At 70.0% G+C, this 13,151-nt stretch carries 8 protein-coding genes, 2 pseudogenes and 2 riboswitches; of the genes and pseudogenes, 2 read left to right on the forward strand and 8 right to left on the reverse strand.

Features of this window, described 5'->3' with window-relative positions; genetic code table 11:
- Positions 1–90: 90 nt before the first annotated feature.
- From AC1VNH_RS04490 to AC1VNH_RS04505, 4 genes and pseudogenes are all read right to left on the reverse strand, one after another.
- Positions 91–255, reverse strand: a pseudogene (locus AC1VNH_RS04490) (ABC transporter permease); the annotation flags it as partial.
- Entirely contained in the window at positions 245–1,174 is a 930-nt protein-coding gene (locus tag AC1VNH_RS04495) for an ABC transporter permease (protein WP_243227489.1), read from the reverse strand. The gene AC1VNH_RS04495 and the pseudogene AC1VNH_RS04490, both read right to left, overlap by 11 nt.
- 164 nt (positions 1,175–1,338) lie before the next feature.
- Positions 1,339–2,955, reverse strand: a complete 1,617-nt coding sequence (locus AC1VNH_RS04500) for a peptide ABC transporter substrate-binding protein (RefSeq protein WP_460740584.1) — start codon at positions 2,953–2,955, stop codon at positions 1,339–1,341.
- A 195-nt stretch (positions 2,956–3,150) separates the two neighbouring features.
- On the reverse strand, positions 3,151–4,902 hold the full coding sequence (locus tag AC1VNH_RS04505) for an ABC transporter substrate-binding protein (protein ID WP_483110097.1): 1,752 nt from the start codon (positions 4,900–4,902) through the stop codon (positions 3,151–3,153).
- Between the two features lie 131 nt (positions 4,903–5,033).
- Here AC1VNH_RS04505 and AC1VNH_RS04510 point away from each other — a divergent pair, with 131 nt between their 5' ends.
- A complete protein-coding gene (locus AC1VNH_RS04510) occupies positions 5,034–5,864 on the forward strand; it encodes a CPBP family intramembrane glutamic endopeptidase (RefSeq protein ID WP_483110098.1) in 831 nt (276 codons plus the stop codon).
- Between the two features lie 288 nt (positions 5,865–6,152).
- The gene (locus tag AC1VNH_RS04515) at positions 6,153–7,163 is read left to right on the forward strand and encodes a hypothetical protein (protein ID WP_483110099.1); all 1,011 of its coding nucleotides are present in this window, start codon (positions 6,153–6,155) and stop codon (positions 7,161–7,163) included.
- A gap of 63 nt (positions 7,164–7,226) precedes the next feature.
- Here the strand turns inward: AC1VNH_RS04515 and gcvP are convergent.
- The 4 genes and pseudogenes from gcvP to AC1VNH_RS04535 form a co-directional block, all read right to left on the reverse strand.
- Positions 7,227–10,039 (reverse strand): annotated as a pseudogene (gene gcvP, locus AC1VNH_RS04520) (aminomethyl-transferring glycine dehydrogenase).
- A 53-nt stretch (positions 10,040–10,092) separates the two neighbouring features.
- Complete coding sequence (gene gcvH / locus AC1VNH_RS04525; RefSeq protein ID WP_137417423.1) at positions 10,093–10,473, reverse strand: glycine cleavage system protein GcvH; 381 nt, start codon at positions 10,471–10,473, stop codon at positions 10,093–10,095.
- Positions 10,470–11,666 carry a glycine cleavage system aminomethyltransferase GcvT gene (locus tag AC1VNH_RS04530; RefSeq protein ID WP_483110100.1) on the reverse strand — a complete coding sequence of 399 codons (1,197 nt, stop codon included), beginning with the start codon at positions 11,664–11,666 and terminating at the stop codon, positions 10,470–10,472. Before AC1VNH_RS04530 ends, gcvH begins: the two co-directional genes overlap by 4 nt.
- A 39-nt stretch (positions 11,667–11,705) precedes the next feature.
- Positions 11,706–11,799, reverse strand: a riboswitch (glycine riboswitch).
- Positions 11,800–11,894, reverse strand: a riboswitch (glycine riboswitch).
- 55 nt (positions 11,895–11,949) lie between these two features.
- Positions 11,950–13,134: a MarP family serine protease gene (locus tag AC1VNH_RS04535; protein WP_483110101.1), complete on the reverse strand. Its 1,185-nt coding sequence runs from the start codon at positions 13,132–13,134 to the stop codon at positions 11,950–11,952.
- Positions 13,135–13,151 lie beyond the last annotated feature (17 nt).

Consider the following 13,151-nt stretch of genomic DNA (forward strand, 5'->3'; position numbering starts at 1 on the left):
CCGCCGTTGCTGTTGGAGAAGCTGGCAGTTGTCGTTCGGCGGCGTCTGGGTGAAGAGCGTCGGCCAGATGGCCATCAGCAGCACCACGGCGACCACCAGGAGCGAGATCCAGAAGGTGGGACGCTTGCGCAGGTCGCGCCAGGCGTCGCGCCAGAGACTGGACGGCTTCTCGTCGACGCGCACGGCGTCGACGGTGATGGCCGTCTCCTTGACCTCTGCGACGAAGTGCGTCGGCAGATCGGAGTTACTTGACATAGCGGATCCTCGGGTCGAGCAGACCGTACAACAGGTCGATCACCAGGTTGACCAGGACGTAGATGATCACGAAGACCGTCACGAACGACACGATCGTGGGGCCCTCGTGACGCAGCGTCGCCTGGAAGAGCGTGTTGCCGACGCCGGGGACGTTGAAGATCGCCTCGGTGACGGTGGCACCCACCAGCAGGACGCCGAAGTTGGTCGCCGAGTTGGTGATGACGGGGATGAGGGAGTTGCGCAGCACGTGGACAGGAATGACGCGCCGGCGCGGAAGACCCTTGCTGTAGGCGGTGCGCACCCAGTCCTGGTTGAGCGTGTCGATGACCGAGCCGCGCATCAGGCGCATGCTGGTCGCGAACAGGCTGAAGCCGAGCACGAGGGCGGGGAGCCACAGATCACCCCAGTCGTTCTGCGACCCGACCGTCGGCTTGAACCAGCCGAGCTGGATCGCGAGGAAGTACTGCGCGACGAAGGCCAGCACGAAGATCGGGATGGCGACGAAGATGAGCGAGATGACCAGCGCGACGTTGTCGAAGATCTTGCCCTTGCGCAGTGCCGAGATCGTGCCGATGAGGATGGCCAGAGAGAACTCGATGGCGATCGCCATGACCGCGAGGCGGCCGGTGACAGGCAGCGTCCGGGCGAGGACGTCGTTGACCGATTGGCCCGAGAACGTGGTGCCGAGATCCCCCTGGAAGATGCCCAGGAGGTAGTAGAAGTACTGGACGATGAACGGCTCGTTCAGGTGGTACTGAGCCTCGAGCGCGTCGATGACGGCCTGGTTCGGCGTCTTGTCGCCGAACAGCGCGAGGATCGGGTTGCCCGGCATCGCGAAGACCAGGAAATAGATGAGCAGGGTGGATCCGATGAACACGGGGATCACCTGCAGGATGCGTCTGAGGATGTAAGCGAGCATCCCTCTCCCTCCGAAAAATGGCCGAGACGATCCTCGCACGGTCGGTGCGCTGATCGGCTCGCCCGTAGAGACCACCACCCCGCGGGTGTGAGCGGGTGGGTGTCTGGACAGGCCGCGAGGCGGTGACGAGATCGTCACCGCCTCGCGGTTGCGATCCTTCGGGCTCAGCCCTTGGTGATCGCGTAGTACAGCGGAACCGAGTTCCAACCGAACTGGACGTTCTGAACCGTGTCAGCGTAGCCGCCGTTCACGTTCGAGTACCAGAGCGGAACGGACGGGAGGTCCTGCAGCAGGATCTCCTGTGCCTTCTGGTAGTCCTCGTTCGCCGCCTCAGGGTCGGTGTTGGAGATGCCGTCCTGCAGGAGCTTGTCGAACTCGGGGTTCGAGTAGTCTCCGTCGTTCGACGACGCGTTGGTCGCGTAGAGCGGGCCCAGGAAGTTGTACAGACCCGGGTAGTCCGCCTGCCAACCGGTACGGAACGCGGTGGTGATGGTGCGGTTCGTGACCTCGGTGCGCAGCGAGGCGAAGTCGACGAACGGAGCGCCGGACGCGTCGATGCCGAGCGTGTTCTTGATCGAGTTGCTCACGGCGTCGACCCACTCCTGGTGGCCGCCGTCCGAGTTGTACGCGATCTGGAACGTGCCGGACCAGGGCGAGATCTTGTCGGCCTCGGCCCACAGCTCCTTGGCCTTGTCGGCGTTGTACTCGAGCACGTCAGCGCCCTCGAGCGAGTCCGACCAGCCGGCGATGACCGGCGAGGTGAAGTCGCTGGCCGGCGTGCGGGTGTCCTGGAAGATCGTCTTGGTGATCTCGGGACGGTTGATCGCCATCGAGATCGCCTGACGACGCAGCTTGCCCTCTTCGCCCGAGAAGTGCTCGAGCTTCTCCGGGATGGTGAAGGACTGGAAGATCGCGGCGGGCTGGTTGACCGCACGCTCGCCCAGGTCCGACTCGTAGGTCGCCAGCGAGGCGGCCGGGATCGCATCGAGCACGTCGAGGTTGCCCGCGAGGAGGTCGGCGTAGGCCGCATCCTGCGAAGCGTAGAAGACGATGTCGAGGCCACCGTTCTGGGCCTGACGGCCACCGGTGTAGTCGTCGTTCTTGACGAGGTTGATCTCGACGTCGTGCTGCCACGCGCCGTCGCCGGCGAGCTTGTACGGGCCGTTGCCGATCGGGTTCTCACCGAAGGCGGTCGGGTCGTCGAACGCGGCCTGGGGCAGCGGGAAGTACGCCGAGTAGCCCAGGCGCAGCGCGAAGTCGGAGGCCGGCTTGTTGAGCGCGATCGTGAAGGTGAGGTCGTCGACCTTCTTCAGACCCGTCAGCTCGGTGTCCTCGTCGTAGCTGAAGCCCTCGATGTCCTCGAAGAAGTACGAGTTCTTCTGGTTGTTGGAGAGCTTGGCGCCGTAGTTCCAGGCGTTGATGAAGCTGTCGGCGTTCACCTCCTCACCGTTGGTGAACTTCTGACCCTCCTTGATCTTCACCGTGAGGTTCTGGGGGTCATCGACCGTGATCGAGTCGGCCATGTCGTTGACCGGGTTGCCGTCGGCGTCGTAGTAGACCAGGCCGGCGAAGATCGAGTCGATGATCTTGCCACCACCGGTCTCGTTCGTGTTCGCCGGGAAGAGCGGGTTTTCCGGCTCGGACCCGTTGGTGCTGACGATGGCGTCGCTCGAGCCGCCGGTCGGCTCGGTCGAGCCGCCGCCGCTCGCGCAGCCGGCCAGGGCGAGAGCCCCGATGCCGGCCAGCGCCACGCTCGCGAGAGCGATCTTGCTGCGCTTCACTGTTCCTCCTGTGAAAGGGATGATGCGGGCACGACGAGCTGTGTGAACATCGAGCCGCGGATACCGAAACATTAAGCACGTCCCCCGGCTTGGTCAAAACGACCGCGCGAATAGTTACACACCCTTAACGAACCCCCGCACGAACCGAGCAGATTGCTCAAGCCCGCCGAGCGCAGCCAGCCACGCGGGCCGGAATTACTCCGCCCTCGGTGTCGGCGGGTCGGGTGAGGGTTGCCACATCGCGAACATGGAGAGGATGCGGTTGGCCGACACCTCGGCCGGAGGAGCCTCGAGTGCGTGCGACCACACCGTGAGCTGCGGCACGGCGAACAGCGGCAATGCCCATGCCTCGCTGGATACTGCCTCATCCAGCTGGGACAGAAGCTGGTCGCGCTGTGTGGCGTCCAGGGTGGAGGAGGCATCGACGACGAGCGCGTCGATGGACTCGTCGCTCCAGCCGTACGCGTTCTGCGCCGCCGCGGTGTGGAACACCGTCGCCGCCGCCACGGTGGCCGCGGGGTCGGGGCTCCACGCGAACAGGGCCGCGTCATAGGCGTCCGGCTGCTCACGGAGGATCCGTTCCCAGTCCGGCGAGGACACGTCGACGAGGGTGACGCCCGCCTGTGAGGCCGACTGGGACATGAGCGCGAACTCCGCCGCGCGGCGCGCGTCGCCCGCCGGGTACAGCACGCGGACGGTCAGCCCGGCCGCATCCGTCGCTTCCGTGTCCGCACCGCCCGAAGTCGACGAGGGCGTCGGGGCGGGCTCCGGCTCCGCGGCCTCGATCATGCCCCACCGCAGCGGCTCGTCGGCGAGCAAGGGGTGGATGAGCTCCCCCAGCATCTCTTCGCGCGGAACAGTCGCCAGGAACGCGGCGCGGGCACGGTGCGCGCGCTCCGCATCCCCGCCATAGGAGGCGGGGTCGAACGCTCCGCCTCCCGCGGTCTGCAGATCGAGATGGTCGTACGCCTCCCCCGGCGCCACACGCGAGCCGTCTGCTGCGGCCGCCGCGTGGACGAGGTCCTCCTCCGCCGCCGCCGCCGCCGCGGCCAGATCCGCCGCGCCGCCGGCGACGGCCGCAACGCGTTCGGCAGGGTCCGGGATCGCGTGCACCCGCACGCGTTCGATGCGCGCGGCACTCGGCCGATCGGTGGCGACGAGATCGATCGTTGCGCCATCATCGGCGATGCGCGCGATGTCATAGGCGCCCGCCGTGACCCGGGCCGCATCCGGGAGGTCGCCGTCGAGGCGGAAGTCCTCACGGAAGGCGCGCGAGACGGGCGCGAGCCAGTCCATATCCCCTGCCTCGACGGCATCCGTGAACGCCGTCTTGGCTGCCGCCGCATCCTCGTAGCGCCCCGGGTAGGCGAGCTCGACCAGCACGTGGGCGGCGACCGGCGGCGCGTCGAAGGCGACCTGCCAGTCCGCATAGGGCGTGTCGTAGACCAGGGTCAGGCTGCGTCCGCCGTCGCCGATCCGGGGTACCTGGGAGACGAGGTCGAGACCCTGACCGTCTCCGGCGCCCGCATCCCAGTGCGTCTCGCCCGCGGGATCCGTGCGGTGCGTCGTGCGCGCAGCCCACACGAGCAGCAGGTCCGCGGCGTCGACCGCTGCTCCGTCGGACCATTTCGCCGAGCCGTCGAGCGTGTAGCGGACGGTGACCGGGTCGCCGGAGAGCACCCGGACGGTGCCGAAACGTTCGTTCGCCGAGCGGGTGCCGTCGGCTTCCCGCTGCCAGAAGCTGCCCGACGTCAACGCGGAGAGATCGCGATCCGCGGCGGTGTCCTGCCCCTGCACGAGCGGGTTGAGCGAGGTCGCGGGCGCGGCTGTGGCGACGGTCAGGGACGAGCCGGGGCGGACTCGGTTACCTTCGGGCGCGCAGCCGACCACCACGCCCGCCAGCAGAGCGATCACGGCCAGGGTGGTCACGAGCGCGCGACGCCGCATCCGTCCTCCTTCTCCGCGGCGGCAGGGCAGCCCGCCGCGGTCGTGTGCGTAAGCCGCACACACCCTATGCGCGCAATCTGAGCGCTTTCGAAAGCGAGCTCGGTCCGCATCCGCTATGCCAAGCTGAGCGGATGACGACCCTGCCCGCGCGCGAACCGTTCTGGCGCACCGTGAGGGCCTTCGATCCGCCGCGTGCCGCAGGGTTCGAGCGTTCGCGCGTGCGGTGGGAGATCTGGCTCGTGCTCGCCGTGACCGTCGGGAAATCCGCGCTGTACTCGGTGCTCTCCTTCATCCGCACGCTGCAGCGCTCGCTGCAGGAGAATCAGGCGATCTCCTCGCAGCAGACGCAGCTGAACCCCGCGCGCGACGCCGAAGCGCTGTGGGACGCGCTCTATCAGCTGCTCGACATCTTCTTCTCTCTCGCGCTCGTCGCCCTCGTGGTCTACCTGCTCTGGGAGCCGGGGACGAGCGCGCTCAGGCGGATCGGCCTCGACTTCCGCCGCTTCGGCGGCGACCTCGGACTCGGTGTCGCCCTGATCGCGATCATCGGAATCCCCGGGATCGCCCTCTACGTCGCCGGGCGCCTCGCGGGCATCACGGTCGGCGTCGTCGCCTCGCCGCTGGATGCGGCCTGGTACACCGTGCCGCTGCTGCTGCTCTCCGCCGCGCGCGCAGGCCTCACCGAGGAGGTCATCTTCCTCGGCTACCTCTTCGACCGACTGCGCCGGCTCGGTTGGGGCTGGTGGTCGATCATCCTCGCCACGGCGGCGCTGCGTGGGGCGTACCACGCGTACCAGGGCGTCGGATCCGTCGTCGGCAACTTCGCGATGGGCGTCGTGTTCGGCTGGTGCTACCGGCGCTGGGGCCGGGTGATGCCGCTCGTCATCGCTCACACCCTCATCGATGTGTTCGCCTTCGTGGGCTACCCCCTCGTGGCATCCCTCTGGCCCGGCATCTTCTAGCCGCCTCCCCTCCCCCCTCTTCCCGCACCTTCCTCCCTTCTCATCCCGCCTCCCCTCTCCCGCCAGCTCTCTCCCGCGAGACTGCATCTCCCGCACGAGATCACGGGTAATGACAGTGATCTCGTGCCGAAGATGCAGTCTCGCGGGGTCAAAGGACGGTGGGGGCGCGGCTGCAGGCGCGGACCGAGGCCCGGGACCGGGCCTGCACAGCCGCTCGGGGCCGGGGTGTCGCGCACGGATGCGGGATCATCCCCGCGCGGGAGCAGCCGATGCGCGCAGCGTGGGGCGATGACCCAGCCCATTCCCTTGCGCACCGGAGCGCAGCTGCTCCCCTCTCCCGCGCCGTTGCTGCGCGCGCACGACATGCACCGCCCCGACCTCGCGCTGCGCCGCGGTGACATCGTGCGCGTGCACCGCGGCGTGTACGCCCCGGCGCTGGCGTGGAGCACCCTCGCACCCTGGGATCGCTACCTCGCCCGCGTGCACGCCGTGGCGCTTCTGATCCCGGATGCGGTGTTCGCACTCGAGTCGGCGGCGGCGCTGCGCGGCATCCCGCTCGTGGGCGAAGCCGCGGAGGTGCACATCCTCAGGCCGGCGGACGGCACGTCACGGCATGCCGAAGGGGTGCGCGTCCACACGTGCCGGGGCGGCGTCGAGGTCACGGATGAAGGCGGCATCCTCACGACCGGGCCCATCGAGACCGCTGTCGCACTGGCGCGGGCGCGTAACCCCGCCCTCGCGCTCAACGTCGCCGACGCCGCCCTGCGCGCGCATCCGGACCTGACGACGGAGATCCTCGTGGCGCACAACGAGCTCGCACCCTCGAGCCGTGGCCGTCGGCTCGCGCGGTGGGCACTGCATCGCGCGGATCCGCGCGCCGAGACGACGCTCGAATCGCTCAGCCGGGCCGCCATCGAGTGGCTGGGCTTCGCGACGCCCGAACTGCAGTGGCTCGTGCACGGCGGCGGTGTCGCCGCTGACCGCGCCGACTTCGCCTGGCCGGAGGTCGGCGCCGTGGGAGAGGCCGACGGCCTGCTGAAGTACGACGGCCGCTTCGGCGACCCGGTGCGCGCGCTGCAGGACGAGAAGCGGCGGGAGGACCGCATCCGTCGTCGCGTCCACGGCTTCGCGCGGTGGGGATGGGCAGACGTCCGCGAGCCGGAACGCCTCGGCGCGATCCTGGATGCGGCAGGTGTGCGCCGCGAACGCGCGCCCGACGCGCTGGCGCTCCATGCCCTCGCCCGCGCCCTGCGCTCACCGCACCGCGAGACTGCATCTTCATCACGAGATCACGGGTAAACCCAGTGATCTCGTGCTCGAAATGCAGTCTCGCGGTTCAAGAGGAGGGTGTGGGGCGGCGGGTCAGGCGAAGGCCTCCGGCGGCGGGCAGGCGCACACGAGGTTGCGGTCGCCGTAGGCGTTATCGATACGACGCACGGGCGGCCAGTACTTCGTGCGCACGAGAGCCGGAACGGGATAGACCGCCTCCTCGCGCGAGTACGGATGCGTCCACTCGCCGCCGATGACCGACTGCGCGGTGTGCGGTGCATTGACGAGCGGGTTGTCCGCCGCCGGCCAGTGCCCGGCACCGACCTGCTCCGCTTCGGCGGCGATCCGGATCATCGCCTCGATGAAGCGCTCGATCTCGCCGAGGTCCTCGGACTCCGTGGGCTCCACCATGAGGGTGCCCGCGACGGGGAACGACATCGTCGGGGCGTGGAAACCATAGTCGATCAGCCGCTTGGCGACGTCGTCGACCGTGATCCCGGTCCGCTCGCGCAGCGGGCGGAGATCCAGGATGCACTCGTGCGCCACCAGCCCCGCCTCGCCGGTGTACAGCACCGGGAAGTGCGCCTTCAGGCGGTGGGCGATGTAGTTCGCCGAGAGCACGGCGGCACCGGTCGCCTCGCCCAGGCCCGCCGCGCCCATCATCCGCACGTACGCCCACGAGATCGGCAGGATGGACGCCGAGCCGTACGGCGCGGCCGAGACCGGACCGCCCTCGAAAACGAAGCCGCCCGCGTGGTCGGCGCGCTGTGCCAACGGATGCGACGGGAGATAGGGCGCGAGGTGCGCCTTGGCGGCGACGGGTCCGACACCCGGGCCTCCCCCGCCGTGCGGGATCGCGAACGTCTTGTGCAGGTTCAGGTGCGAGACGTCGCCACCCAGGTCGCCGAAACGGGCGAAGCCGAGCAGCGCATTGAGGTTCGCGCCGTCGATGTAGACCTGTCCGCCCGCGTCGTGCACGGCCTGCGTGATGGCGAGCACCTCGTGCTCGTACACGCCGTGCGTGGATGGATAGGTGATCATGAGGGCACCGAGCTCCGCCGCGTGCTGCGCGATCTTGGCGTGCAGGTCGTCGAGGTCGACGTTTCCCGCCTCGTCGCACGCGACCACGACCACCCGCATCCCCGCGAGCACGGCGGATGCGGCGTTCGTGCCGTGCGCGGACGACGGGATGAGGCACACGGTGCGCTGGGCGTCGTCGTTCGCGAGGTGGTAGCCCCGGATCGCGAGCAGCCCCGCCAGCTCCCCTGTGAGCCGGCGTTGGGCTGCAGCGAGACCGCGTCGTAGCCGGTGACCTCGGCGAGCCAGGTCTCCAGCTGCTCGATGAGCGCGAGGGTCCCTCGCACATCTGCCTCCGGCGCGAAGGGGTGCACACGCGAGAACTCGGGCCACGAGACCGCGGCCATCTCTGTGGCGGCGTTCAGCTTCATGGTGCACGAGCCGAGAGGGATCATCCCGCGATCGAGCGCGTAGTCGCGGTCGGCCAGGGTCTTCAGGTAGCGCATCATGGCCGTCTCCGAGCGGTGCGCGTGGAAGACCGGATGCGTGAGGAACTCGTCACGGCGGTGGAGACCGGCCGCGACGCCGGCCAGGGGCGCTGCGCCCTCGACGTCGATCGCCGTCTCGTCGGGCAGTCCGAAGGCGGCCGCCACGGCAGCGAGGTCGACGGCCGTGGTCGTCTCGTCGACCGAGATCCCCACCGTCGCCTCATCCGCGAAGAAGAGCTGGTAGCCCCGGCGCCGTGCGCGCTCGATCACGCGCTCGGCGGTGCCGGGAACGACCACGCGCACCGTGTCGAAGAACGCGTCGTGCACGACGTCGAGCCCGCCGGCACGCAGCGTCTCCGCGAGCGCCTGCGCCTTGCGGGCCACATCCGTCGCGATCGCGCGCAGGCCTTCGGGACCGTGGTAGACGGCGTACATCGCGGCCATCACGGCGAGCAGCACCTGCGCGGTGCAGATGTTGGATGTGGCCTTCTCGCGACGGATGTGCTGCTCGCGCGTCTGCAGCGCGAGGCGGTAGGCGGGGTGGCCCGCCGCATCCTGCGAGACGCCGACGAGGCGTCCGGGAAGCTGACGCTCGAGTCCCGCGCGCACGGCGAGGTACCCGGCGTGGGGTCCGCCGAAGCCGAGCGGGACGCCGAAGCGCTGCGTGGTCCCCGCGGCGATGTCGGCGCCGAACGAGCCGGGCGAGCGCAGGAGGGTGAGCGCGAGCAGGTCGGCGGCGACCACCACGAGCCCGCCCTGTGCCTGGACGGCGGCGACGAGCTCGGTGGGATCCCACACGCGGCCACTCGCCGCCGGGTACTGCACGAGCGCTCCGAACACGGCGTCGGATGCGGTGCCCGGCTCCCAGGTGCGCGTGTCGATCTCGCGGATCCGAATGCCGACCGCGGCGGCGCGGTGGTGCAGCAGCGCCTTGGTCTGCGGGAGGGCGTCCGCGTCGACCAGGAAGACGTCGGACGCGGACTTCGAGGCGCGGCGGGCGACCAGCATCCCTTCGACGACGGCCGTCGCCTCGTCCAGCATGGAGGCGCCCGCGGTCGCCAGGCCCGTGAGGTCGGTCACCATCGTCTGGAAGTTGATGAGCGCCTCGAGTCGGCCCTGCGAGATCTCGGGCTGGTAGGGCGTGTAGGCGGTGTACCAGGACGGGTTCTCGAAGACGTTGCGGGCGATCACGGCGGGCGTGAACGTGTCGTAGTACCCCAGGCCGATCATCGGCCGTGCCGGACGGTTCGCGTCGGCGAGCGCGCGCAGCTCCGTCAGCGCCTCCGCCTCGGTGGCGGCGTCCGGGATGCTGCTCGTGGCCCGCGCGGCGGCATGGATGGATGCGGGGACCGCGGTGCGCACGAGCTCGTCGACGCTCGCGTACCCCAGCGTGTCGAGCATGTGCCGCTGCGCGGCCGCATCCGTGCCGATGTGACGCTCGGTGAACGGAACGCTCACGCGGCGCCCTCGATGAGCGCCTCGTACCCGGCGCGGTCGAGCAGAGGCGCGCTCTCGCCGTCGAGCTCGATGCGCACGAGCCACGCGCCGTACGGGTCGGCGTTCACGAGCGAGGGGTCGGAGTCGACCTCCCCGTTGACCTGGATGACGCGTCCGCTGAGCGGGGCGTAGAGCTCGCCCACCGACTTCGTCGACTCGATCTCGCCGCACACCTGCCCGGCGACGACCGGGGCATCGATTGCGGGAAGGTCGACGAACACGACGTCGCCGAGCTGTTCGGCGGCGTAGTCCGTGATGCCGAAGGTGGCGACGCCGCCCTCGATGAGCACCCACTCGTGCTCGGCGGTGTAGGACAGCGTGGTCGGATCGACGGTCATTTCTTCCTCCGGTAGAAGGGCGGTTCGGTCACGGTCGCGGGGATTCGCGAGCCGCGTACATCGATGAACAGGTCTGTGCCGATCGGGCTTCGGTCGCCGTCGACGTAGGCGAACGCGATCGGATGTCCGAGGGTGGGGCTGAGCGCACCGCTCGTGATCTCGCCGACCACGGTGCCCTCGGCGTCGAGGACGGCATAGCCCGCACGCCCTGCGCGCTTGCCCTCCGAGACGAGGGCGACCAGGACGCGCGCATCGGATGCGGGCTCGGTCGCCCCCTTGCCGATGAAGGTGTCCTTGTCGTCGGCGACCACGCGTGCGAGCCCGGCCTGCGCCGGCCGCACATCGCGGTTCAGCTCGTGCCCGTAAAGAGGCATCCCCGCCTCGAGGCGCAGGGTGTCGCGTGCCGCGAGACCCGCGGGGACGAGGCCGAACGGCTCCCCCGCCGCCAAGAGGGCGTCCCACAGCTCGGCTGCCGCATCCGGTCGCACGAGAATCTCGACGCCGTCCTCCCCCGTGTACCCGGTGCGCAGGATCAGCACCGACTGCCCGGCGAAGTCCGCGGCGCGCACACTGTAGTAGCCGAGGTCGTCGAAGCTCCACGGCGTCGGGGCATCGCCCTGACGACGCGCGGGTTCTGCGAGTTCCAGACCGGGCAGCGCCTCGAGCACCGCGATCGCCGCCGGGCCCTGCAGGGCCAGCAGCGCCGAGCCGTCGGACACATCCTCGACCGTGACGTGGACCCCGGCGATGAATCCGAACGATCCGTCCGCGCTCACGGCGGGAGCGGGCGGCGTGAATGATGCGCGCGCGTCGGCGAGCGCCTCCGCCACCGCATCGTGGTTGCCCGCGTTGGCGATGACGATGAACCAGTCGTCGGCCAGGCGGTAGACGATGACGTCGTCGACGATGCCGCCGTCGGGGGCGAGCACGAGCGAGTACTTCGCCTTTCCGAGCCGCATGCCCGAGTGGCGGGCGGCGAGCGCGTAGTCGAGGAAGGCTCCCGCGTGCGCGCCCGTCACGAGGAACTCCGCCATGTGCGAGATGTCGAAGAGCCCCGCGGCCTCGCGCACGGCGCGGTGCTCGGCGAGATCGGACCCGTAGCGCACGGGCATGAGCCATCCGCCGAAGTCGGTGAAGGCGGCTCCGGCCGCCTCGTGGCGGTCTCGGAGGGGGGTGGAGCGTGGATCGGTCATGAGTTCTCCCGGGTGGGTGCGGGTAGGCGAGGGCCTGAGAACTCCCCCTCTGTCATGGGCCTGAGAGTTTCGAACACGCGGAGCGCGATCTTTCACCGTCGGCGGATCCGCGAGGATCGCTTTTCAGAGTCGCCCGACCGGGGCGGTACGCGTACCTGAGAGATTGGCGGGGAGGCTTGCTCCTTCGGTGCTCGGACAAGATCTCCGAGGCTCTCCCGCACCGGTCGTGGGGCCGATATTCACGTTGTCGGGCCAGCATAGCCCGCCGCACCCGCGCGAGCGATCAGGGCACGCAGGCGCCGGAGCCGACGGCATCCGTCAGGGTGGGCGCTGCCTGCACGAGCGGGGCGAGCTCGGTCGCGGTCGACGCGTACCCGATCTCGGAGCCGTCGTCGGCGCGCGCGAACACGATGCCCACGGCTTCCCCCGCGGCGTTCAGCACCGGGCCACCGGAGTTACCGGGGCGGACCGTGGCCGCCAGCGCGTAGACGTCGCGCTGATCGCGTCCCTGGTCGTAGATGTCGGGCACCGAGACGACGCCGACCGTCTGCACCGTGGCGGTTCCCATCGTGAACGGTCCGCCGTAGGGGTAGCCCTGCACGACGGCGGCGGCGCCGGGGCCGAGATCGGCGCCGATCGGCAACGCGGCCGCATCCAGATCGTCCACCGCGATCAGGGCGAGATCCGCCGTGGCATCGACGTACACGACACGTCCCTCGCGCGCCGCGCGCCCCGGCAGTTCCACCATCGGACGCTCGACGCCCGCGATCACGTGCGCGTTGGTCACGACGCGATCGGGAGCCACCACGAAGCCGCTCCCGGTGAGGTTGCGTCCGCAGGAGTACGCCGTTCCGGCGATGCGCGCCACCGACTGTGCCGCGGTGCTGAGGGCGGGATCGTCGAGGTCCACGGGCGGCGCCACGTCGGTGGGTGCGGTCAGCTCTCCGAACAGCGCACCCAGCTGCGGCAGCCCGTCGTCGAGCACGGCCGAGCGCACCTGCGCCAACGCCTCGTCGACGGGCCGCGGCGTGATCGTGTCGATCGTGCGCAGGACGGCGGAGGATGCGAGGGCGGAGGACACGAAGGGGATGCCGAGGGCGGCGACGCTCTGCCCGACCAGCGAGAGCACGAGGGCCGCGACGACCGTCATGGCCCCGGCTCCCAGCACCCGATCGATTCCTCGCAGGCGGATGCGCGTCGCCCCCCGGCGCAGCGCCCGACCGAGGGCTCCGCCGAGCGAGGCACCCAGCACGAGCAGCCCCACCCCCACGGCCAGCGCCGCCCAGCCGCGCCAGGCGGGATCGGGGACCCAGCGGGACACCACCGGCACGAGCCACCACGCGGCGACCGCTCCGACCACGAGTCCGGCGATCGTCCCGATGCTCGCCAGCAGGCCCCGCCGCCATCCCTGGATCAGCACGATCAGCAGCACCACGACCAGCAGGATGTCGATCACGATCGGCGGCATGCGGTCAGCGTAGGCGG

The sequence above is a fragment of the Microbacterium sp. KU4F genome (assembly GCF_056868075.1).

Coding starts and splice junctions, on each gene's coding strand:
- AC1VNH_RS04495 (WP_243227489.1), bottom strand. CDS start 1,174: ATGCTCGCTTACATCCTCAGACGCATCCTGCAGGTGATCCCCGTGTTC.
- AC1VNH_RS04505 (WP_483110097.1), bottom strand. CDS start 4,902: ATGCGGCGTCGCGCGCTCGTGACCACCCTGGCCGTGATCGCTCTGCTG.
- AC1VNH_RS04510 (WP_483110098.1), top strand. CDS start 5,034: ATGACGACCCTGCCCGCGCGCGAACCGTTCTGGCGCACCGTGAGGGCC.
- AC1VNH_RS04515 (WP_483110099.1), top strand. CDS start 6,153: ATGACCCAGCCCATTCCCTTGCGCACCGGAGCGCAGCTGCTCCCCTCT.
- gcvH (WP_137417423.1), bottom strand. CDS start 10,473: ATGACCGTCGATCCGACCACGCTGTCCTACACCGCCGAGCACGAGTGG.
- AC1VNH_RS04530 (WP_483110100.1), bottom strand. CDS start 11,666: ATGACCGATCCACGCTCCACCCCCCTCCGAGACCGCCACGAGGCGGCC.
- AC1VNH_RS04535 (WP_483110101.1), bottom strand. CDS start 13,134: ATGCCGCCGATCGTGATCGACATCCTGCTGGTCGTGGTGCTGCTGATC.